Origin of the sequence: Thioclava sp. FR2, assembly GCF_051200875.1 — a bacterium.
In the GTDB taxonomy this organism is placed as follows: Bacteria; Pseudomonadota; Alphaproteobacteria; order Rhodobacterales; family Rhodobacteraceae; genus Pseudotabrizicola.
The window spans coordinates 2,602,715-2,624,609 of record NZ_CP195191.1 but is presented as its reverse complement, the minus strand read 5'-3'; the positions used below and the strand labels follow the sequence as shown (position 1 = coordinate 2,624,609).

14 protein-coding genes are annotated in these 21,895 nt (G+C 60.0%); 6 read left to right on the top strand and 8 right to left on the bottom strand.

Annotated elements, in window-relative coordinates:
- Nucleotides 1-223: 223 nt before the first annotated feature.
- From ACSBLW_RS12745 to ACSBLW_RS12730, 4 genes are read left to right on the top strand one after another with little or no spacing between them, the layout of a single operon-like run.
- Complete coding sequence (locus ACSBLW_RS12745; protein WP_435256996.1) at nucleotides 224-4,060, top strand: Ig-like domain-containing protein; 3,837 nt, start codon at nucleotides 224-226, stop codon at nucleotides 4,058-4,060.
- Between the two features lie 13 nt (nucleotides 4,061-4,073).
- Nucleotides 4,074-5,411: a TolC family protein gene (locus ACSBLW_RS12740; RefSeq protein ID WP_435256995.1), complete on the top strand. Its 1,338-nt coding sequence runs from the start codon at nucleotides 4,074-4,076 to the stop codon at nucleotides 5,409-5,411.
- Between the two features lie 26 nt (nucleotides 5,412-5,437).
- Complete coding sequence (locus tag ACSBLW_RS12735; RefSeq protein ID WP_435260107.1) at nucleotides 5,438-7,639, top strand: ATP-binding cassette domain-containing protein; 2,202 nt, start codon at nucleotides 5,438-5,440, stop codon at nucleotides 7,637-7,639.
- Nucleotides 7,636-8,811: an HlyD family type I secretion periplasmic adaptor subunit gene (locus ACSBLW_RS12730; RefSeq protein WP_435256994.1), complete on the top strand. Its 1,176-nt coding sequence runs from the start codon at nucleotides 7,636-7,638 to the stop codon at nucleotides 8,809-8,811. Before ACSBLW_RS12735 ends, ACSBLW_RS12730 begins: the two co-directional genes overlap by 4 nt.
- A gap of 85 nt (nucleotides 8,812-8,896) precedes the next feature.
- Here ACSBLW_RS12730 and ACSBLW_RS12725 read toward each other — a convergent pair whose 3' ends face one another.
- The 5 genes from ACSBLW_RS12725 to ACSBLW_RS12705 all read right to left on the bottom strand — a co-directional run bounded on the left by ACSBLW_RS12725 (nucleotide 8,897) and on the right by ACSBLW_RS12705 (nucleotide 16,209).
- Entirely contained in the window at nucleotides 8,897-11,329 is a 2,433-nt protein-coding gene (locus ACSBLW_RS12725) for a GcvT family protein (protein WP_435256993.1), read from the bottom strand.
- 1 nt (nucleotide 11,330) lies between these two features.
- A complete protein-coding gene (locus tag ACSBLW_RS12720) occupies nucleotides 11,331-12,209 on the bottom strand; it encodes a choline/ethanolamine kinase family protein (RefSeq protein WP_435256992.1) in 879 nt (292 codons plus the stop codon).
- A complete protein-coding gene (locus tag ACSBLW_RS12715) occupies nucleotides 12,199-14,190 on the bottom strand; it encodes an ABC transporter permease (protein WP_435256991.1) in 1,992 nt (663 codons plus the stop codon). The genes ACSBLW_RS12720 and ACSBLW_RS12715 overlap by 11 nt, the downstream gene beginning before the upstream one ends.
- Complete coding sequence (locus ACSBLW_RS12710) at nucleotides 14,187-15,203, bottom strand: quaternary amine ABC transporter ATP-binding protein (RefSeq protein WP_435256990.1); 1,017 nt, start codon at nucleotides 15,201-15,203, stop codon at nucleotides 14,187-14,189. Before ACSBLW_RS12710 ends, ACSBLW_RS12715 begins: the two co-directional genes overlap by 4 nt.
- A gap of 67 nt (nucleotides 15,204-15,270) precedes the next feature.
- Nucleotides 15,271-16,209 (bottom strand): ABC transporter substrate-binding protein, encoded by a 939-nt coding sequence (locus ACSBLW_RS12705; RefSeq protein WP_435256989.1) that lies wholly within the window; start codon nucleotides 16,207-16,209, stop codon nucleotides 15,271-15,273.
- 237 nt (nucleotides 16,210-16,446) lie between these two features.
- Between ACSBLW_RS12705 and ACSBLW_RS12700 the strand changes: the two genes are divergently transcribed.
- Nucleotides 16,447-17,220 (top strand): DeoR/GlpR family DNA-binding transcription regulator, encoded by a 774-nt coding sequence (locus ACSBLW_RS12700; RefSeq protein ID WP_435256988.1) that lies wholly within the window; start codon nucleotides 16,447-16,449, stop codon nucleotides 17,218-17,220.
- Here ACSBLW_RS12700 and ACSBLW_RS12695 read toward each other — a convergent pair.
- Entirely contained in the window at nucleotides 17,191-17,814 is a 624-nt protein-coding gene (locus tag ACSBLW_RS12695) for a class I SAM-dependent DNA methyltransferase (RefSeq protein ID WP_435256987.1), read from the bottom strand. The two genes, ACSBLW_RS12700 and ACSBLW_RS12695, sit on opposite strands and share 30 nt — an antisense overlap.
- Before the next feature lie 67 nt (nucleotides 17,815-17,881).
- On the opposite strand from ACSBLW_RS12695, the gene ACSBLW_RS12690 reads away from it, so the two are divergent.
- On the top strand, nucleotides 17,882-18,775 hold the full coding sequence (locus tag ACSBLW_RS12690) for a phosphotransferase (RefSeq protein WP_435256986.1): 894 nt from the start codon (nucleotides 17,882-17,884) through the stop codon (nucleotides 18,773-18,775).
- Here the strand turns inward: ACSBLW_RS12690 and ACSBLW_RS12685 are convergent.
- Together ACSBLW_RS12685 and ACSBLW_RS12680 are read right to left on the bottom strand one after the other, a co-directional pair.
- Nucleotides 18,763-20,223, bottom strand: coding sequence for a hypothetical protein (locus ACSBLW_RS12685; RefSeq protein WP_435256985.1), 1,461 nt, complete (start codon nucleotides 20,221-20,223; stop codon nucleotides 18,763-18,765). The genes ACSBLW_RS12690 and ACSBLW_RS12685 overlap by 13 nt on opposite strands.
- A complete protein-coding gene (locus ACSBLW_RS12680; RefSeq protein ID WP_435256984.1) occupies nucleotides 20,220-21,833 on the bottom strand; it encodes a CHAT domain-containing protein in 1,614 nt (537 codons plus the stop codon). Before ACSBLW_RS12680 ends, ACSBLW_RS12685 begins: the two co-directional genes overlap by 4 nt.
- Between the last annotated feature and the right edge of the window lie 62 nt (nucleotides 21,834-21,895).

Sequence of the window (21,895 nt, the reverse complement as noted above, 5' to 3'; positions counted from 1 at the left end):
TGGGTGAACCAAGGCGGTCTACCGCTTGCCTTACCAAATCTTGGGGCAAAGTGGTATTTCTTGGCAACAGTTAACGAAATCAACACAATCCGGGCAAATGCTCACGCAAAAGGCTAGATTTGGTATTCAAATAGCTGTATGCCTGTTTGAAATGCACCCCGAAAATGGGGGCAAATAACAATGCGGGACCAAAAAATGGCCCGCGATGAGGCGGAGTAGTAAAATGGTATCGGCGATTAACTTCGCCGTCCGCGATTCTGCGGGCGGACGTCAGCTTGGCACTATCGCAGGCGATGGTCAGGGCAACTTCATTCAGGTCGGCGCGGGCGACCATATCTCCCTAAATTTGTCCCCCTCCAGTGTGCTGGCTTACGAGCAGCAGGGGCGGGACCTTGTCATTCAATTGGCTGATGGTCGGGTCGTCGTGCTCGCGGGATACTTTGATGCCCCGGACGCCCAGCTATACCTCAGCGCAGACGGAACGATTGCCCCGGTTGACTTCACCGGTGATGGCTCTGGCGTTCTGACGGCTCAGTTCGGTCCGGTTCAAGGTTACGAAAAGTGGAGTCCGCTTGACGATCTGAAGTTCGACAACCCGGACCTGATTGTTGCTATGGGCGAAACCTCTGACGACCCAGCAACGATGGGTATGTTCGCTCCGGCTGCTCTGACGGGTCTTGGCGGTGCTGGTGCAATTGGCGCTGGTTTGCTTGGCGTTGGTTTGCTGGGCGGTGGTGGCAGCGGCGGCGGTGATGATACCGGTGGCGGCGGCGGTGGTGATACTGGCGGCGGTGGCGATACTGGCGGCGGTGGCGGTGGCGATACTGGCGGCGGCGGCGGTGGGAACGACACCATTGACGTGTCGGTGACCGAAGGCACCGAGAGCGTTGGGCACACTGAAAATCTAGAAGACTATCTTAACGGCGTGACCATCGGCGGCGAAGGCGATGTCGGGTCGACAATTTCAGTCTCGATTGATGGGCACACCCGGACAACAACTGTCGGGGATGGCGGTACTTGGTCGGTTACATTCCCTACCACCGAGATTGATGGCGGCGAGCGCAGCACTGATGTGACGGTAACGGCAACCAGCCCAACCGGTGCCACCACAACCGTCACCGAAACTCTGGTGCTTGATACGATCCCTAACCCGATTGATATCTCGCCCGTTACGGCAGACAATATCGTTTCAGGAACTGAGCTTACCTCCGGATTTGACATCGCCGGTGCCACGGCGGCCGGAGCGACCGTAACACTGACGATAGCCGGCGAAACCCACACCACGACGGCGGGTGCCGACGGAAGCTGGTCGATCCAATTTGGATCCGGCAGCATTGCAGCAGGCACATATGAAGCAACCGTCATTGCGTCCACCATTGACGCGGCTGGCAACGCTTCGTCGACAACGCGCACATTCAGTGTTGATACAGAGGTCAGCGTTTCCTTCGCTCCGTCGATGATCGAAGGTGATGACGTTGTGAACCTTGCCGAGTCCTCTGACGGTGTCACCATGACAGGCAGCGCAGATGCCGGAAGCACGGTCACTGTCACTTGGGGAAGCGCTACCGTGACAGCAACTGTCTCGGCCGATGGTTCCTGGACGGCTGAGTTCGCCGCAGGCTCTATTCCTGCCGACGGTACCACGACGGCAACGGTTACCGCGACGGATGCCGTTGGCAATACCAACAGCGCGACGCGGACCATCGTGGTCGACACCACACCAAATCCGATCAACATCTCGGCAGTAACTGCCGATAACACGGTTTCCCAGTCCGAATTCAATGCAGGCTTTGCAATTGGCGGCACAACGGCTGCTGGCGCAACGGTCACGCTTACGATCGGCGGGGCGACCCAGACTGTTGTCGCCGGTGCCGACGGCGCTTGGTCGATTAATTTCCCCGCAGGCAGCATTGCTGGCGGAACGTATGAGGCCACGGTAACGGCAAGCACAGTTGATGCGGCGGGTAACCCCTCTTCTTCAACACGGACGTTCCAAGTGGATACGGAAGTCACCGTAGCCTTTGCGCCTGACCCGATCGAAGGCGATAACATCGTCAATATGGCGGAAACCGCTGACGGTGTGACCATGAATGGCACATCGCAGGCCGGATCGACTGTCGCCGTTCAGTGGGGTGAAACCACTCTGAATGCGACGACAGATGCCGCAGGAAACTGGAGCGTGACCTTCCCTAGCAACACGATCCCGCTGGATGGCACGACCACTGCAACGGTTACGGCGACGGATGCCGTCGGCAATACCAGCAGCGCAACACGCACGATCACCGTTGACACTTTCACCAGTGTTTCGTTGAACCCTGCTGCCGGAAACGACGAGATTTCTGGGCTGGAGCGCACTGCCGGGGCCCAGATCACGGGCCATTCCGAAGTCCATGCCTTGATCAGCGTCGAGTTTGATGGCGTCACCCGCACGACGACGGCAGATGCCAGTGGCAACTGGACCGTAACCTATTCCAGCAGCGACATTCGTCCGGGCTTCTATGAAGCTGGGCTCCATGTCACCGCGACGGACCCGGCGGGGAATATTGCGACCGATGCCCGCATGGTCTTTGTTGACACCGAAACCTTCGTTTCGATCAATGCGGGCCAAGTCGGTGGAGATGATGTTGTCTCAGCCGCCGAGCGCAACTCGGGCATCACATTGACGGGCACCGCAGAACCGGGCGCGTCGGTTGAAGTGACCTTCGCTGGCACCATGCGTACTGTGACGGCCGACGGTTCGGGCCAGTGGAGCGCCAATTATTCCACCGCCGAAATTCCAGCCGGCACCTCGACACAATCGGTATCGGTGCGCGCGACAGATGTTCTGGGCAATACGGCAACGGCAACGCATACGGTGAATATCGACACCGAAGTTGTCCCGCTGACCCGTGAAAGTCTTGGTGCGGGGGCGGATGACGTCGTGAACGCGGCTGAGGCTTCCGGTGGCATTACCATCACGGGGACGGTGGAACCCGGTTCTTCGGTGCTGGTCCAGTTTGGTTCGGGCCAGCCGATCAGTGCAACGGTCGCCGCCAATGGAAGCTGGTCGATCAACATTCCTGAAGCCGACATTCCAATGGGGGAGACTTCGGCTTCCCTGACGGTCACGGCAACAGACCGTTATGGCAACAGCCGCACGCACAGCGAAGACATTGCTATCGACCGGGTCGTCCGCGACTTTGCTCCGGCAGAGGCCAATCTGGCAGGAGACGGCTATCTGAATGCCGAAGAGGCGGCGCAGGGACTGACGGTAACCGGGACGGCTGAACCTGGAGCGACGGTTGTTATCCGTATCGCGGGTGGAGGGTCGATGACCGTTACCTCCGATGCCTCAGGCCATTGGTCGACCGTCTTTACCGGATCGAACTTGCCACGCGGCGAATTGGAAACCACGGTCACTGTCACGGCCACAGACCGTGCCGGAAACGTGTCTACCTACAGCCAGCCTCTGGTGATCGACACTATCGCTCCAGGTGCGCCGGATGTGTTGCAGTTCACGCGGAACGCGGCGGGTCTGACCCGCATCGAAACCGACGAAATCACAGACAGCTACGATTTCACTCGGATTGATCAGAACGGAAACGCTTCGCATATCGAGGCGGTGCGAACAATCGACGAAGTGTTTGGCACCCAGAACGTCAGCTTCGGTTCGTTCTCGGGCGGCAGCTTCCATTCAACACCGGTACCAGACGGCAGCTATCTGGTTGTCAACACCACCGATGTTGCGGGCAACGAAAGCTCTACCCTGCTTGTCGTCAACAACACCAACGCGCCTGACGTCGACCTGTCGCGTCCCGGCTTGTCGGGCTTTGATCTCTCGGCGGTCGACCTGACCTTCGCACCGGATGCGGAGCTGACGATCACCGAAGCTCAAATCCTGTCCCTGACGGGCCCGGATCATACGCTGGTCGTCAAGGGCGGAGTGGATGACCGCGTCACCTTGGTTGACGCAACGTCGACCGGCACCACCCAAGAAATCGACGGCGAGCTTTACAACATCTACACCGTCGGCAGCTCGGGCGCGACCGTTCTGCTGGACGACGACATCACGGTCGTCTGACGGAGGGCCAAAGATGCCCAACCTACACAGCAAGTACTTCAGGTTCGGGGCCCTTTGTCCCGGCCTGATGGCGCTCTCTGTTACCCTCTTGGCAGCCTGCGTACCAGGTGCTGGCCAAGGTGTGACGAAAATGGGGTTTGGCCGGGGCGCAGCGCCGGCCGATCCGCCAACCGCGCAATTGAGCAGGCAGGGTGAGGTCACATCTTCCCTGATTGATGAGCTTCAATCGCGTCGTTCGATACTGGATCCGGCAGGTCCTTATGGTCAGGTTGCTTCGGCAGTGCTTGATGCTGGCGCAGGGGTTGCTGCTGCTGAATTGCGCGTCGCCCGACTTAAGGCCGAAGCAAAGTCGAAGAACTGGCTTCCAAAGATCGGGCCTGATGTTTCCTTGACCTCGTTGGGAACTCTGGCCGCCAGCATTCTGATTGATCAGGCTCTGTTCGATGGCGGTGCCCGAAAAGCCGAACGCGCCTATGCTGCCGCAGATGTCGAAGTCGCAGCCATCACGCTTGCGACGGAAACCAATAATCGGGTCTATGCAGGCCTAAAGCAGTACCTTGCCGCCCTCCGCGCAACGGATCAGGCCATGGTCTCAGAACGTTCGGTCTCCCGCCTGACTGAGTTTGAACGGATCATGCGCCTTCGCGTGGAGGGCGGTCTTTCTGACCGTTCCGAAGAGCGTGTGCTAAGCCAAAAGCTTGCCGAAATGCAGGCAATGGCCAGTGCCGACCGCCAGTCCGCAGCCAATGCGCGGGCAGAACTCGCTGCAATGACATCGCGCTCATTGGCAGGGATTTCGGGCCTTCAGGTTTTGCCGCAAGATCAGGGTGCACCAGAGCCTTTGGCCGTCATCAAGTCGCGTGGAGAGGGCCAACGCACCTTGGCTGAGGCCCAATTGGCCCGCGCTCAGCTTCTCCCGGGCGTCAATGCGACGGCGCGAGTAGGGGAAGACGGCGTTCATGGTGGCCTTGGGCTTTCCGGCGGCAACTTTGACTTTGGTTCGTCTGCAACGCGTGAGGCCATCGAAGCGACGCCCGATCTGGTCGATCGGCGCAATGCCCAAGCCGCCGAGGACGCCAACCGCCGCATCACAGCCCTTGCCAGCGAAATGCAGTCGCTGCAATCGCGCGAAGCACAGGGTGCCGAAGTGCTGCGGCAAACTGCGGCCAACCTTTCGATGTTCACCGAACAATACAAAGTCGGTCGTCGATCCCTTTTGGAACTGGTTCAGCAATATGAGTCCTTTGCACATGCAGAGAGGGATCAGGTAGCTCTGAAATACCTTTCAGCCGATCTTCGGTTGCAAATCGCCTTGGAGAGGGGGGCCCTGGTGGACGGGGCTAGGATGTGACGGACGATAGGGTCATCTCCTTTGACATGAATGCCAGCCGGGTGGCGCAAGCCAGCCCGGCTTCGGCGCGTCCTGCACCGGCCGCCCGCAAATCGCGCCCGCGCCACACCAACCGAGCAATGAACCGCGCTCAGCTGGCCTGTGTCTATGCTGGCGTACTAGGCGTTGAACTGTCGGTCGGCGATCTTCTTGAACATATCCAGATCGCCGCGGGTGCTGGCAAACTGGGCCTTGATGAGATTGCCTTCGCACTGAACGGCATGGCCCTGACGGCGCAGGTCGGCAAGCTGACCAAGCCCGCGCCCGATCATTGGCCCGCCTTGGCCGAAATGACTTCGGGCCATATCGTTCTGGTCTTGGTCCAGCACGAAGATACTTTTGAAATCTACGATCCCGGCGAAGCCGATTCCCGCGCTGAAATTCCGGCGGCAGAGTTCTTGAAGGTTTATGGCGGGCGTATCCTGCGTGCGCGCACCACAATGCGCGAGCTGGAAAGCCGTCATTCCGTTCAGGACACGCCACACTGGTTCTGGGGTGAATTCCGTAAGTATCGCCGTCAATTGTTCGAAGTGGCCGCAGGCTCACTGGTCGCCAACCTCTTGGCCGTGGCCGTCGCGCTCTTTTCGCTTCAGGTCTATGATCGCGTGATCCCGCACCAGTCGGAACCAACGCTCTGGGTGTTGGCCATCGGGGCATTCCTCGCCATATTCTTGGAAGGTCTGCTGAAATCGGCGCGATCTGGCCTGATGGATATGACCGGCCGCAAAATTGAACTGATGGTCCAAGACCGTCTGATGCAGCGCCTGTTGGGAATGCGCGCCAACCCGCAGGAACGCCGCCCAAGCCAGATCTTCAACGCCATGCGCGAATTCGGCTCGGTCCGCGAATTCTTCACCGCTTCGACCATCGGGACGGTCGCTGACCTGCCCTTCATCCTGATCTTCCTTGCGCTTGTGGCGACCATCGGCGGCAATATTGTCTGGGTCTTGATTGCTGGTGGCTTCCTCATGGTGCTGCCGGGCTTCCTGATGCAGAACAAGATGGTGGCCATGACCCAAGCCACCCAAGGCGCCAGCGCCAAGCAGGCAAAGCTTCTCTATGAAGCAGTGTTCGAGCAGGAAACCGTGGCGATCACCCGTGGCGAAGAACGGATGAAGCGCCTCTGGTCGGAACTCGTGGCGCTTTCTGCCACAAAAACCTCGGATCAGCGCCACCTGACCTCGGCCCTGACCTACTGGGCGCAGGCCATCCAGCAGATCACCTATGTCGGCTCGGTCATGCTGGGGGCGTATATGGTCTTTGAAGGTCAGTTTACTGTCGGCACCATCATTGCCATCGGTATCCTCTCGGGCCGTACTCTTGGTCCACTTGCCTCGCTGTCTGCCACCATGGCGCGCTGGTCGAACGTCAAGGCCGCTCTATCGGCGCTCGATGCGATTGCGGACTCCAAGCAAGCCGAAGAAGCCGACCGCAAATACCTTCGTCGCGAAAAGCTGACCGGCGCCTATGAATTGCGAAACCTCGATTTCCGCTACGATCCGAATGCGACGCCAACAGTCGATATTCCTGCACTCAATATTCCTGCCGGCCAGCATATTGCCGTGCTTGGGACCAATGGTTCAGGCAAATCCACCTTCCTTCGGTTGTTGGCCGGACTTTACGAGCCGTCTGCAGGCCGGATCCTGTTGGATGGTGTTGATCTAGGGCAGATTCACCCGCGCGATCTGCGGCGCGGAATTGGCTACCTTGGACAAGAGGTCAGGCTCTTTTCAGGTACGCTCCGCGACAACCTTAACACCACCCAATTGGAACGCGATGACGACCGCCTGCTAGAGGCGTTGGACTTCGCGGGTCTGGGTCAGTTCGTTCGCAACCACCCGCGCGGGCTTGATCTGGAAATCAAGGAACTTGGTGAGGGTCTTTCGGTTGGTCAACGCCAATCCATCGGCTGGGCCCGCATCTGGCTGCAAGACCCGGTGATTGCCATTCTGGATGAACCTACGGCTGCTTTGGACCAAACGCTGGAAACCACATTGGTCAGCAGGCTGCGGACCTGGTTGGAAGGCCGAACGGCCATCATCGCCACCCACCGCGTTCCGATCCTGCAACTGACCACGCGCACGGTGATCTTGCAGAACGGCAAGTTGGCCGTTGACGGACCGCGCGACGCCGTTCTTGCCCATCTGATGAAAACCACCCCAAGTGCCGTGGCCGGAGGCGCGCAATGACCACCTTCGACGATCGCTTCGACGAAAAGATGCAGCGCCCAAGCCTGACAATCTGGGTCATTGCGGCGGCCGTACTGGTGTTCTTCATCTGGGCGGCATTCGCTTGGGTGGCCGAAATTGTACGCGCCCAGGGTGAAATCGTCTCGTCCTCTCGGCCGCAGATCATTCAGAACCTCGAAGGTGGCATCCTTGCCGAACTGGCCGTTGCCGAAGGCGATATCGTTCAGCCCGGACAAACCCTCGCACGTCTTTACGGTACGCAGTATCAGGCCAATGTCGACGACCTGACCGACCAGATCGCCACGCTTGAAGCGCGACGCCTGCGGCTAGAGGCCGAAATCGCCGGTGAAAGCGATTTTACGGCTTCTGAGGAACTGATGGCCCGTGTTCCAGCAGTCGTCGCGTCGGAACGCGCGCTTTTGGCGGCTCGGATGCAGGAATCCGCTGCCCGGATCGCGGGGGCACAGGCGGTTTATGATCAGGCCGCCAAGGAACGCGAACTTCTGGAAAAGATGTTCAAACAGGAAATTGCGCCGCTCATCGAGGTGACCCGCGCCCGCAAGGCGGCTTCGGATGCCGAGGCAACACTGGCCGAGGCCCGCACCCGCGCCGAGTTGGACCGCGCCAATACCTATGCCGAAACCCAAGGCGAACTGGCGTCGCTGCGGCAGCGCCTGAAGCTTAGCCAAGACCAGCTCTCGCGCACCCATCTGGTTGCGCCGATGCGGGGCGTGGTGAACAAGCTTTCGGTGACCACCATCGGCGGCGTTGTGCGCCCCGGTGAAGAGATCATGCAGATCATCCCGCTTGACGAGGAACTCTTTGTCGAGGCGCAGGTAAAGCCACAAGACATCGCGCAGGTCAGCCTTGGCCAACAGGCGGCGGTCAAGCTTTCGGCCTATGACTACACCATCTATGGCAGCCTGCACGGCGAGGTCATCTTCGTTTCTGCCGATACATTCAAAGACGAACGCTCCCGCAACCCGGATGGCGACCCGCATTATAAGGTGACGCTGAAAGTGGACCGTAGCCACCTGACCGAACGTCAGCGCAATCTGGAAATCCGACCCGGCATGCAGGCCACTGTGGAACTCCAGACAGGTGGCAAGACCATTCTGACCTATCTGACTAAGCCGCTTTACAAAGCCAATGAGGCGCTGCGCGAGCGCTGATGGCGTCTTGCCTGCGTCTCGATGCGGCAAGAGAGATCTGCGATTCAGCCGGCCGATCGGTTGCCGACCCTGTTATGGCCGAACTTCATGACCGGATATTTTTGCCCAAAGGATCGTACAGGGGGGTAAGATGAAGCTGTGCGGGCGTTTCTTCGCCCGCGATCATCAGCCTGTATGTTCCCTGCTCAAGCCAGCTGTCAGAAATACCAGCTTCGTCTCTAACATAGCCAAAACCGATACTCTTTTCGACAGTGTATCCGTATCCGCCAGATGTCAGATACCCAACCGGCTGGCCATCTCTCAGAATAGTTTCGCGGCCAACCAAGACGGCGCTGGGATCGTCGACGGTGAAGCCAACAAACATCTTCTGCAACGGCTGGTTCTGAACGGCATCCAACGCTTTACGTCCGATGAAATCCACACCCGACTTCATTTTGACCGCCCAACCAAGCCCCGCTTCATAGGGGCTGTCGTTAGGCGTGATATCCGAAGACCATGCCCGATAGCCCTTTTCCAGCCGCAGACTTTCCAAAGCACGATAGCCGACGGGCCTTAACATCGGGTCAGCTCCCATCAGCGCATCGAAGACGATCCCCAATTGGTCAATCGGGCAATGCAATTCCCAACCCAATTCACCCACATATGTCACTCGAAGCGCACGAACAGGCACACCGGCAATCTTGATTTCGCGCAGATGGCCAAAGGGGAAAGCGACGTTAGAAACATCGCTCGACGTTACCTTTTCAAGGATTGATCTTGCTTGCGGGCCCATCAGGGAAAGAGTCCCCCAATCCTCCGTAACATCTCGGAAAATCACACCGCTTGCGGGCAAATGATCGGTGATCCAACCAGCATCATGCGTGCGAAAACCGGTGCCGGTGACAATGTAGAAGTGATCGTATGCCAATCGCCCCACTGTCAGATCACACTCAATCCCGCCACGGCTGTTCAGCAACTGTGTATAAGTCAGCCGACCCACATCGCGGGCAACCCGGTTGGCGCAAATCCACTCTAGCGCTTCTGCGGCCTTCGGACCGGACAGCTCATATTTGGCAAAACTTGATTGGTCGAACAGGCCAGCATGGCTACGGACATGGGCGTGTTCCTCTCCCACCGGGCCAAACCAGTTCTGCCGTCCCATCGAGTAGATATCCTTCGGCGCCACACCCTCCGGCGCGAACCAGTTGGGCCGCTCCCAACCCAACTTCGACCCGAACACGGCGCCATAAGACTTTAACCGATCATAAAGCGGCGACACGATCCGTGGCCTGCCGCTGTCGTATTCTTCGTGGGGAAAGGCCACGGTGTAGTGCTTGCCATAGGCTTCCAGCGTACGCTCTGCCACCCAGTCGCGGTCTTTGTGCAAGCCTGAAAATCTCCGGATGTCGACCGCCCAAAGATCCAGCGGGGCTTCGTCCCGCATCACCCACTCGGCCAAAACCCAGCCCGCGCCCCCACCCGAAGCAATACCGAAGGCATTGAAACCCGCGCCCACATACATATTCGCGCAGTCCGGCGATGGCCCCAGAATGAAATTCCCGTCCGGCGTAAAGCTTTCAGCCCCGTTGATCATCTGTTTGACGCCTACAGTCTCAAGGGCCGGCACGCGGGCAATAGCCTGTTCCATATGCTGGGCGAAATGGTCAAAATCGTCACCAAACAGGCGGAATTCCCAGTTTTTTGGAATGTCGCCGGTCACCCATCCCTGCGGATTTGGTTCATAGCCGCCCATCACCAGACCCCCCACTTCTTCTTTGAAATAGGTGCGTCGGTCGGGGTCGCGCAGGGTAGGGGCATCGGCAGACAGCCCTGCGATCTTGTCGGTGATGATGTACTGGTGTTTGACCGGATGCAGCGGCACCGTCACCCCGGCCATCGCGCCCAATTCCCGCGCCCACATCCCACCGCAATTCACCACTTTTTCGCAGGCAATGTCGCCTTGGTCGGTCTGCACATGGGTAATTCTTTGGCCGTCCATGCGAAAGCCAGTCACCGTGACGCCCTCGAACAAACGCGCCCCGTGCATCCTTGCTCCTTTGGCAAGACTTTGCGTGATGTCCGAGGGGCTGGCTTGCCCATCGGTCGGCAACCAACTTGCCCCGATCAGGTCGCTGACATCCATCAATGGCCACATCTGCTTCACTTCGGCGGGCGAGATCAATTCCATCTCCATCCCGAAACTGCGGGCGGTCGTCGCCAGCCGTTTGAACTCTGTCCAACGGTCAGGATTGGTGGCCAGGCGCAGGCAGCCGGTCATCTTCCATCCGGTGTCCAGTCCCGTTTCGGAGGCCAAACCCTTGTACAGTTCGACCGAATATTTCAGCACCTTGGTGATGCTGGCCGAGGACCGCAATTGCCCCACCAGACCGGCGGCATGCCAAGTGGAGCCCGAGGTGATCTTGCCCTGCTCCAGCAAGATCACATCCGCCTTGTAATCGCGGGCAAGATGATAGGCGGTGGAACATCCGATGATGCCGCCCCCGATGACAATGACTTGGGAATGGCTTGGCAGGGTCATTTCAAAGCGTCCCGTGTGCTTGGGTAAACTGGGTCAGGTTTGCGGCAAGTTTTTGCAGGTTTTCGCGTGCATAGAAACGATAATCGGCCCCCGGTGCCGCCAGATGCAGGTCGGAAACCATGGCCCACATCGCCTCTCGCAAAAGGCTTGCGCATTGCATCGCGTCAAAGGCCCGCTGAAAGGCAGGCGTTGGCTTGCGACCGAAATAGGTCTCTAGCAACGCAGCCGTCTCGGAGGCATCCATCCCCGCATTCGAGGCCGCCCCGGCAAGATCAAACATGGCTGTGCCAAAGCCCGCATATTCGTAATCAATCAGCCAGAGCTTTTCGCCATCATCCAGAATATTCGCCGGCAGCAGATCATGGTGGCCAAAGACAATGGGCATCGGGACCTGCGCCGCTTCCAGCCGATGGGCCAAGTCCAGATAGCCCGGCAAATCGTTGGCGAAGGGGCTGTTCCCTGCCGCAATCGTGCGTGCATAGTCTCGGATCACATGAAACGGCCAGAACAGAAACGCCGCCCCGCTGATCTGCGAGGGCATCGTGTCGTGAAACCGACGAAGCAAGGCGCCAACCTGATCAGGCGCAGCGCACACGTCCTGCGCCTGCCATGTCGTCGAGGGCACAAAGGCAACAACCGAAACCCCCGGCGCTGCAAATTCCACCTCTGGCCCAAAGCCCAGGCTATGGGCGGCACGGGCTGTCATCACCTCTCTGGCGCGGTCGACATGGTGGAACGGAAAATCCTGCCCAAAGCGCACGACATGCATGCCTTTACGGTCCGTCACCTTCCAACTTTCGTTCGACAGCCCGCCTTCCAGCGGAACGGCAGCGATCTCACCTTCCCAACAGGGCAGGCTCAGAACCTTTTCAGGAACCATGCGCGCCTCCCAATCCTAATTTCTCGCGCTCCGTTCGGGCCACGGCGGCCAACAACCTGTCGGCGATGATCGCTATGAAGGCGATGGCCAATCCTGCCACCAACCCGTTCCCCGGATTGGCCTTGGTCAGAGCGATATAAACATCCTGACCGAGGTCGCGCGTGCCGACCAAGGCCGTGATCACCAACATCGACAGGGCAAACATGATCGTCTGGTTCAGCCCCAACAGGATTTCCGGCAGGGCAAGTCGCAACCGGATCCGAGTCAGGATCTGCCACGGCGTGCAGCCCATCGCCCGGCCCGCCTCGATCAGTCGGGGGTCAACGCCTTGCAGACCAAGCACCGTGTAGCGAATGGACGCCACAACAGCATAAGCCACCACCGCAATCATCGCGGTAAAGTCGCCAACGCGAAACAGCATCACGATCGGCATCAGATAGACAAAACTTGGCAGCGTTTGCAGCGTGTCGATCACAACCCGAGTGACCGCCCACCAATTGTCTCGTTCCGCCACCCAAATCCCGATGGGCAGACCGATCAGCATGGCAACAAAAACCGAAATTCCGCAAAGATAGACAGTGATCATGGCCTTTTCCCACTGTCCGGTCGCTGCAATCAAAAAGGACAGCCCGGCGCAAAGCAGCGCCAACCGCCAGCCGCCCAGCCTCCACCCCGTCAAACCCAGCAACGCCACAACGGCAAGCCAAGGCAGACCCAGAAGGAACCGCTTCACGGGAACCAGCAGCCAGACAAGAGAGAAATTCTTCACCGCTTCCAAGGTGTCGAAAAAGGTCACGTTGATCCATTGCACGACCGCGGCCCAAAATGTGCTGGTCGATAGCTGAAGACTGTCAGGGTAAGTCTGCACTGATGGAAAGATCAGGCTCAAAAAGGCAATAATAGAGACGAAAATGACCGCGGAAACCAGATAGGGATGCCGACGAGTCCACGGTCCAGATGGCTCGGCCCCGGTGCTGCGATGCGCCACCGCCTGCGAAAGCCTGTCCAAGGCAATGGCCAGCGCAACAATGGCAAAACCCGCCTCCAGCCCCGCCCCAAAATCCAGCCGCCGCAGTGCATTCAGCACGTCAAAGCCAAGACCGCCCGCGCCGATCATCGACGCGATGATGACCATGTTCAGTGACAACATGATGACCTGGTTCACGCCCACCATCAGCGGCTCGCGCGCGGTGGGGATCAGAACTTTCCACAATTTCTGTTGGCCAGAACAGCCAATCATGCGCGCCAGATCATGGGTTTCATCCGGCACCCGCTGCAGTGCCAGCGTCGTGATCCGCGTCATGGGGGGGGTTGCGTAAACCAGCGTCGCAATCACGGCAGCGGTTGGGCCAAAGCCGAAAAGGATCAGGATCGGAACAAGATAGGCAAAGACAGGCATGGTTTGCATCAGGTCCAGGATCGGGCGCAAAGCACGCTCTAACCACGCATACCGCCAAGCGAGGATACCCATCGTCAGCCCGCCCAGAACACCCAAGGGAACTGCGACCAAGATCGAGGCAAGCGTCACCATAGCCGAATGCCATTGGCCAAATACGGCCACAAAGCCAAAACAGCCCGCCATCAGCAGGGCCAAGCCCGGGCCTTTCGCCCAATGACCAATCAGCGCCACCACGCCAATCACGGCGATCCACGGCAGGGGCGGGATCAGTTGCAAGACCTGCCCAGCCTCTTGTAGCTGAACGCCATCGGCCAAGACGGCCAAGGCCGCTTGATAGGGAAGATCAACTGCTGCGGCGATGGCCCGTGTGACGTCAGAAAAAGCAATCGGCCCTATAGCGGCCTCTTTCACCAGCCAAGTGATCCACCCGCCAATCCATTTGGCGGCAGGGATGCGCCATGCCTTGGGATAGTCAAAGGCCGCAGGCAGCAAGGCCGATCCCCAAAGCCACAGACCCAAGGACAACAGCAAGGCAACCGCCCAGACCATGCGGCCAGACCAGATCTGACCCGCCGGCGTCATGCCTCACCCCCCAACAACAGGCGAATGACATCCTCTCGGGCCACGGTGCCCAGCGCGCGGCCCTCATCGTCAACCCCCACAAGTGCCGCGCCATCCAGAAAGGCAGGCCCCGCCTCAGCCACCGTCGCACGGGCAGACAGGCGCGTAATGCCCCCCGGAATCTCGCCCGCCCGGACCAAGGACGCCAAACGCACCACCTTGGCCTTTGGCACAGCGCGGGTGAATTCGCGCACATAATCGGTGGCCGGGTTCAGCACCAGATCTTCGGGCGTTCCGCATTGCACCACGGCGCCGTCCTTCATGATGGCAATTCGGTCGGCCAGCCGAATGGCCTCGTCGAAATCATGGGTGATAAAGACGATGGTCTTTTTCAGCCGCGACTGCAGACGAATGAACTCGTCCTGCAATTCGCGGCGGATCAGCGGGTCCAAAGCCGAAAACGGCTCGTCCAGAAACCACAACTCGGGTTCCACCGCCAAAGACCGTGCAATGCCAACCCGTTGCTGCTGCCCCCCGGACAACTGCCGCGGAAAAGCCGCCTCGCGCCCGGCCAGCCCCACCAAGGCCACCATTTCCGCCGCCCGCGCCTCGCGCTCCCTTCGGGCCACGCCCTGCACTTCCAAGGGAAAGGCCACATTCTCCAGCACGGTCAGATGCGGCAACAGCGCGAAATGCTGGAACACCATGCCCATCTTGTGCCGCCGGATCTGGGTCATCTCGGCCTCGGATGCGGTCAGCAGATTTTGCCCGTTGAACCAGACCTCGCCTGCCGTCGGTTCGATCAACCGCGACAAAAGCCGCACCAAGGTGGACTTGCCCGACCCGGATAGGCCCATGATCACGAAAATCTCGCCCTGCCGCACAGACAAATCGACCGCCCGCACCGCCGGAACAAGCCCCGCCTCTGTCAATCGCGCCGCATCGGGGCCGATAGATTTCAGATGCTCCTCGGCCCGCGAACCAAAAAGCTTCCATAAATTGCGGCAAATCAGGGTGTCAGGGGGCAAGGACATTCAGAAAGCCAGGAAAAAGAGCCCGGCCAGAGAGGGGATTATCTGGCCGGGGCGCGTCAGAGCAGGATCACTTTGCAATCCAAGTGCTCCAGCGTGCTTCGTTGGCAGCCATCCAGTCGGCGACAACGGTTTCGACCGTTTTCCCGTTCAGGTCGACCTCGGTGATCATCGCGCCCATTTCGTCATTGTCGATCGTGAAGGCCTGAACGGCCTTATGTGCGCCCGGCCATTTGTCCTTCATGCCAGACCAGCCAACCTTCCAGATATCGCCAAAGGGCTTGCCGCAGTCATGCGTCGCATCCGCATTTCCGCCCCATGCCGCGTCGGTGTAGCAGGCCGCGTCATAGGTCGGAAATTCGACCCATTCCCCTTCGTATTTTGCCGGGGCCCAATGCGGGGCATAGACCCACAGCATGACCGGGGCCTGACGCTGATAGGCCGATTCCAATTCCGCAAAAAGCGCGGCATCGGTGCCGGCATGGATCACCTCAAACGGCAATTCCAAGGCCTCGATCCGCTCTTCGTCAAACCCGCCCCATGTCACCGGCCCACCAAGATACCGCCCCTTTGGCGCGGTTTCGGCGGTGCTGAAGGCTTCGGCACAGGCCGGGTCTTTCAGCGCCTCCCAGTTTGGAAGGCCGGGGCATTTTTCCTTCATATAGATCGGATACCACCATTCTTCCTTGGCCTGCATCCCGGTTGGGCCCAGAACTTCGACGCCCCCTGTGCCAACAGCCGCATCCATCGCTTCGCGGCCCGTGGTTTCCCAAATCTCCATCGCGACTGTCAAATCGCCGGTTTCCAGACCGGCGAATTGGGCAAGGTAATCGGCCTGAACATATTCGACGTTGTAGCCGCCCTTTTTCAGAACCTCGCCCATCAGTTGTGTGGTGATCAGTTGCCCCGTCCAATCGTGCAAGGTCAGTTTGATTGGGTCCGTTGAATCCTGCGCCATCGCAGTCGAGGCAAGAAACAAGGCTGGCAAAGTAAGCGTGAAAAGACGCATCGACAAACTCCCTGCATTGGTTGTCCCCCGTATCACGAGGGAAATCGCGTGAATTATCAGCGGCGGGCGCAGGGCCGATAGATCAAGGCCTGTGCCTTCTCTTTTCCCGATGTTCTGTCCAAGCGGGTCTTTCTGTCAACGAAAACTCATGGAAATTTGTGGAAATCATGCCCGAATGATTGAAATATGGACAAATCACGGTCAAAATGCGGGCCAATAACCACAGAAAGCCGCAGAATGCTCACCAAACGACACGGCGCGATTCTCACTTTGCTACAGGGCAGCGGCTCTTTGTCGGTCTCTGCCTTGTCGCAGCAATTGGGGGTCTCTTCCGAGACCGTCCGTCGCGATGTGCGGACGCTTGCGGAATCCGGGGCCGTGGTTCGTGTGCATGGGGCGGTCGGCTTGGCGGGTCAAATCGGCGAAGCTCCCTTTGATCGCCGGATGCGCGAAAACGCGTCGGCCAAACGGGCCATCGCGCGCACCCTTGCCGATAGCATCAGCGACGGGGATTCGTTGATGATGGATACCGGAACCACGACCAGTTTCCTCGCGCGTGAGCTTTTGGGCCATCGCCGACTGACCGTCGTGACGAACAGCTCTGACATCGCCCGCACCTTGGCCACGGTCAATGGCAACCGCGTCTTCATGGCGGGTGGAGAGTTACAGGGCGATTCCGGTGCCGCGCTGGGCGCCTCGGCTCTCGATTTCATCCGCAGTTTCGCTGTTCAACACGCCATCATTTCGGCCGGGGCTGTCGATGTCAGCGGGATCATGGACTTCGATCTGCAAGAGTCGGAATTCGCCCGCGCGGTTCTGGCCTGCGGTCAACGCCGTGTTGTGGTGACAGATTCCAGCAAATTCGGGCGGCGCGGGTTCATTCGCGTGGCCGGTTTTGACGCCGTGGATGAGGTGGTGACAGAGACCACACCAGAAGACCCGATCGCCAACGCGATGCGGATGGCCAATGTCACCCTGACCCTAGCGGCGCAGCGCGACGACAGCCAGTGACGGCACAGTGCCCACCTCACCGGGCATCGATACATAAGGTTCGGTCACCTCAACCACCGAAAGGCTGTCCATACCCCGCAGCACCGAATCAAATCCGTCCTGCCACAGCGTCGTTTTCACTGTCAGAACCATTGGCCCGCCAACCGCAAGGATACGCGCCAACTCAGGCAGGGCCTCGGCCCCGACATGGCCCGTGGTAAAGACCCCCGTCGAAATCACAGCCTGAAACTGGCCATCGGCAAAAGGCAGCGGACCGCCCAAGGCCAATTGGTGCAGGCGATGATAAGCCCCCTTCTTGCGCGCCACGGCCAACATCCCCGATGACAGATCCAGCCCTTCTACCGGGGCAAGGCCCAGAATACCCAGCCAATCGCCCAAAAGCCCGGTCCCACAGCCCGCATCCAGAACAGGCCCAGCCCCGCGCGGCGCATAGCGGGCCAAAAGCGCAAGCCCGATCGACGGGTGCCGATAGCCGGCCTTCGCCATTTCGGCATCGTAACTTTCCGCCCAACCGTCATAGACTGCCGCCACCTCTGCCGGAGCCTTGGCGCCATAGACCGCGCCCAAACGTCCGTCATGCTGCCCAGAACCCATAGGTAGACTCCCCGATGCTTTGGCCATTAGCTTGGCGCAGGGCGAACCTTCACGCAACGGTGGCGATATGCAGGACGATATCCGAAAACTGGTGGCGGGCCTTCAGGGAGTTCAGGCCAATGCCCCAGTCACCCGGCTGGGTGGCCTTACCAACCGCGTCTACCGGATGGGCGATCTCATCATCCGTGTTCCGGGCGAGGGCACCGAAGACTATATCAATCGCGCCGATGAATCCCTTGCCGCTCGAGCAGCAGCGGCGGCAGGCGTCAGCCCCGAGGTGATCCATTTCGACACGGCCTCTGGCCTGATGGTCACCCGATACATCGACTGCACGACGATGACCCCCGAAGGTTTCAAATCCCGCACAGGCAGCCCCGCCCGCGCTGCACTGGCCTTGCGTCAGCTTCATCGCTCCGGCCAAACCTTCCCGGCAAGGTTCGAACTTTTCGCCATGATCGACGACTATCTTGGCCACCTGTCGGGCAAGGATGTCACCCTTCCCGAAGGCTATCACGACATCTTGGCCGAGGCCGAGGCCGTTCGCTCAGCCCTTGCCCGCAACCCCGTACCTCTGGTCCCCTGCCATTGCGACCCGCTGTGCGAAAATTTTCTCGATACCGGCAGCCGGATGTGGATCGTCGATTGGGAATATTCCGGCATGAATGACCCGATGTGGGATCTGGGCGATCTGTCGGTCGAGGGCCAGTTCGATGCAACGCAAGACGCCCAACTGCTGGCCGCCTATTTCGACGGCCAGCCAGCCCCCGCCGATCATGCCCGTATGGTGATCTACAAGGCGATGTGTGACCTGCTCTGGACACTGTGGGGCCTTCTACAACTGGCCAACAACAACCCCGCCGACGATTTCCGCGCCTATGCCGATGGTCGTTTCGCCCGCTGCCGCGCGCTGATGGCCAGCCCGGAATTTGCGGCCCATCTGGAAACGCTTCAGCGGTCGTAGAAAATCGCGCAGCCAAAACCTTGATCTGCCGGTCGGCTGCAATCGGCGGTCGGCTTGCGGCTGTCCTGCAAATGCGCGGTCTGAAGCAGCGTCTCCACCAGCCTCCGCGTCTGGGCGCGCTGACCGTCTTGCCCAATTTTCGTGTCTGTGCTTGCGAAAATGCCCGCAAGTTTAGCCTTCAGCGCCGCCCGCGCAAACTCCAGCGCCTCTTGGCTATAGGGGGATTCAAGCAGCACCACGGCCGTTTCAGACTGCACATGAACCGGGTCATAAAAGGTCGTATTGCTGCCCTTTTGCGCCATCTCGCGGGTCAGGGCGATCAAGGCCTTGGCCTCTCTATCCGCCCCGGTATTCGCATAGCGCCGCAAGGCCAGATAATAGCGCGACATAAGGATCTCTTCGGTCTTGCCCCCGGTTTCGGCAACCGTGACGGCCCTGGCAAATTCCGCCTCGGCAGCGGCACCATCGTAAAGCGCGTCGTACAGCGTCGCCCGCGCATAGGAAATCGGCAGCAAACCCAGCGTGCCGTCATCCAACCGCTCGGCCATCTGAAGCGCGGGCGGGACGATCCAGAAATTTTCCGTATCCAGCCCAGCGCGGGCCAACCAGAAAAACATCTCCGTCACGGCCTGCGCTTCGCCCATCGGTTCCACCTTCAATGCCGCGTCTGGCGCTTCTTCCCAGCCCTCGGCCGCAATCCACAGCGCCGCCCGCCGCAACAAGGCAAAGGCTTCCTCCCGCCGTCCCAGCCAATACAGCGCCCGCCCCGTTTTCGCCGCCGCCGCCGCATTCACCCGTGCGACCTCTGCGGCATCAATCCCAGAACCCTCCGGCAGGCTGGCCCGCGCCGCAATGGTCATCGCGACCCCGTATTCCCCCCGATCCAGCGCCTCATCCGCCTTCTTCAACTCTGCCCGCGCCAATTCCGCCGGCGCATTGTTGAAAATCGTGGTCTCCCCCTTGTCCCAGGCCTTCACCGTCTCCAGCAGGTCATCCGCCATCTCATCGCCCATAGATTGGCGGAACAAAGGCTCTGCCAGCCGCGCGGCTGTCACGGCCTCGTCAAACCGGCCCAAATCGGCCAGCGCATAAACCCGGCTGACCTGCAACAGGGCCAACAGATCGGCATTTTCTGCCCCATGCGGTGCCAGATAGGCCAAACCCTCCTCTGCCAAGCGCAAGGCAAGCGGGGAATTCTTGTCTTCATTCCGCACAAAATCGGCATAGGTTCCGAAGATAAACGCCCAATCCGCGCTCAGACTGTCCTCCTGCCGCGCCCGCCGGATCGCCGCGCTCATATATTCGCGATAGCCTGCCAAATCCTCTGCCGACCACAGGGCAAAAGCCTCATCCAGAACCACCAGCGGGTCGGGAAATGGGTCGTCCTGCGCCAAAGCAGGCAGGACCAGCGCCAAGACCACAGCGAACGACAGGATCAGCCGCCTCATCCCCCTTGCCCCACGATCACAAAAGGCGCCCAAGCCGAGGGGTGGGCAAGCGTAGGGTCGTTTTCATCCTCCATCACAGACAGCATGGACTGGCGCAGCGCCTCGGCCCGTCGCACAGCGCCACCAGCGTAAATCGACAATGCATGGGTCGTCAGCCGTGCCGCTGCATCATCCCGCACTGGCCAATGCGACACCACGATGGACCGCGCGCCCGCAAACAGAAAGGCCCGCGCCAGACCAGAAAGTCCCTCGGCCCCCGGTTCCGACCCGCCCGCCGTATTGCAGGCCGATAACAGGACCCAATCGGCATCCAGTTTCAGGTCAATGATTTCTGACGCGGTCAGCAACCCATCGTCCAGCTTGCTGGCCTTTTCCGGCGGGGTCAGCACCAGCGCCGGTTCCGCCAAGCCCTGCAATTCCCCTGACAGCAGGCCATGTGTGGCAAAGGCCACCACTTGCGCTGGGCCAATGCCCTGCTTGACTGCCGCTTCCGTGGCCTCGGCCCCCAGATGCACGGTCGCCCTGTCTGCCTTCAGCGTTTCGGCAATCGAAAGCAACTCCCGCCGAGTTGCGGGCAAGGGCGGCAGCCCCCGCAACCGATCCACATCGGCCAAACCGCCCGCAACCAGCGCCGCCCCGCGAGTGACTCCGGAAAGCGATCCACCCCCGGCAAAAACCGGGTCACCATAGGCCGCCAGAACGGGCCGATTTTCCGCCGCAGGGGGCAGTTGCTTGACCACAGCAAGGCTTTCCACCGAGGGCAAGTTGGTCAGCGCATAGCGCCGGATCATCCAAGGTGTCGCGCGCAAGGCCTCCGGGTCGTCATCGGCCCCATCATAGGCCCCGGCCACCAATAACCCAAAAGGCAAAGAGGTCAGCGGCCCATCGGTCACCACATAAACATGCGCCGCCTCACCAAAAACAGGCTCTAACACCGCCAAAAACACATCATACAACATCCCTGCCAACCTCCGGTCAAAGGCTGGCCCCTGTGGCGCCTCATCCGCATTTTCCTCCAGCGACGCGGCCCCGCGGGTGACGGAATTAGGGTCCAGTTGCAGTCGCAGCTTTGCTACCGCCTCGGCCACATGATCCCGCACCGCATTGACCCGATGCCAGCCCGAACGCGTCGGGCTGATCGCCCAGACAAAGCTGTAGGTCTCGCCGATGAACGTGAAAATCAGCGCCTCATCCGGCGCAAGCAGCGCCTGCACCTCGGCGATGGTCAGCGGCTTTGGACGCGTCAGTTCCGCATAGCGCGGAAAGCCCTCGGCCAACTTGCGGTCCAGCGCCCCCAGTTCCGCGTTCAGCCCGTCAATCTGCCCGGCAAGCCCGATCCGGTCTGCGCCTGCCTTGGCCATCGCCAAAGAGGCCTCACGCAGCCGTTCCTCCACCCCTTGCCGATCACGCACCAGATCGGCCAAAGGTCCTGTTTCCGCCGCTTTCCGCAGCCCGATTTGCCGGAGCGCCGACCCGGCCTGTGACAGCATCCCTTCTTGCGCGGCAATAAAGCCTTCGTCGATCAACTCGGCCGCGCAAGACGGGCGCGCGCCAAGCCCTGCGAACAGGCACAATCCGGCAATTAGAATAAGAACGCGGTGCAAATACATGATGCGCCGATCATGGCAAAGCGCGGCCAACTGTCCAATGAAAACTGCTGTCAGAAAGCGGG

Excerpts from the sequence above, each read along its gene's own strand:
- ACSBLW_RS12745 (WP_435256996.1), top strand. The coding sequence starts at position 224 with ATGGTATCGGCGATTAACTTCGCCGTCCGCGATTCTGCGGGCGGACGT.
- ACSBLW_RS12740 (WP_435256995.1), top strand. The coding sequence starts at position 4,074 with ATGCCCAACCTACACAGCAAGTACTTCAGGTTCGGGGCCCTTTGTCCC.
- ACSBLW_RS12735 (WP_435260107.1), top strand. The coding sequence starts at position 5,438 with ATGAATGCCAGCCGGGTGGCGCAAGCCAGCCCGGCTTCGGCGCGTCCT.
- ACSBLW_RS12730 (WP_435256994.1), top strand. The coding sequence starts at position 7,636 with ATGACCACCTTCGACGATCGCTTCGACGAAAAGATGCAGCGCCCAAGC.
- ACSBLW_RS12725 (WP_435256993.1), bottom strand. The coding sequence starts at position 11,329 with ATGACCCTGCCAAGCCATTCCCAAGTCATTGTCATCGGGGGCGGCATC.
- ACSBLW_RS12720 (WP_435256992.1), bottom strand. The coding sequence starts at position 12,209 with ATGGTTCCTGAAAAGGTTCTGAGCCTGCCCTGTTGGGAAGGTGAGATC.
- ACSBLW_RS12715 (WP_435256991.1), bottom strand. The coding sequence starts at position 14,190 with ATGACGCCGGCGGGTCAGATCTGGTCTGGCCGCATGGTCTGGGCGGTT.
- ACSBLW_RS12710 (WP_435256990.1), bottom strand. The coding sequence starts at position 15,203 with ATGTCCTTGCCCCCTGACACCCTGATTTGCCGCAATTTATGGAAGCTT.
- ACSBLW_RS12705 (WP_435256989.1), bottom strand. The coding sequence starts at position 16,209 with ATGCGTCTTTTCACGCTTACTTTGCCAGCCTTGTTTCTTGCCTCGACT.
- ACSBLW_RS12700 (WP_435256988.1), top strand. The coding sequence starts at position 16,447 with ATGCTCACCAAACGACACGGCGCGATTCTCACTTTGCTACAGGGCAGC.
- ACSBLW_RS12695 (WP_435256987.1), bottom strand. The coding sequence starts at position 17,814 with ATGGGTTCTGGGCAGCATGACGGACGTTTGGGCGCGGTCTATGGCGCC.
- ACSBLW_RS12690 (WP_435256986.1), top strand. The coding sequence starts at position 17,882 with ATGCAGGACGATATCCGAAAACTGGTGGCGGGCCTTCAGGGAGTTCAG.
- ACSBLW_RS12685 (WP_435256985.1), bottom strand. The coding sequence starts at position 20,223 with ATGAGGCGGCTGATCCTGTCGTTCGCTGTGGTCTTGGCGCTGGTCCTG.
- ACSBLW_RS12680 (WP_435256984.1), bottom strand. The coding sequence starts at position 21,833 with ATGTATTTGCACCGCGTTCTTATTCTAATTGCCGGATTGTGCCTGTTC.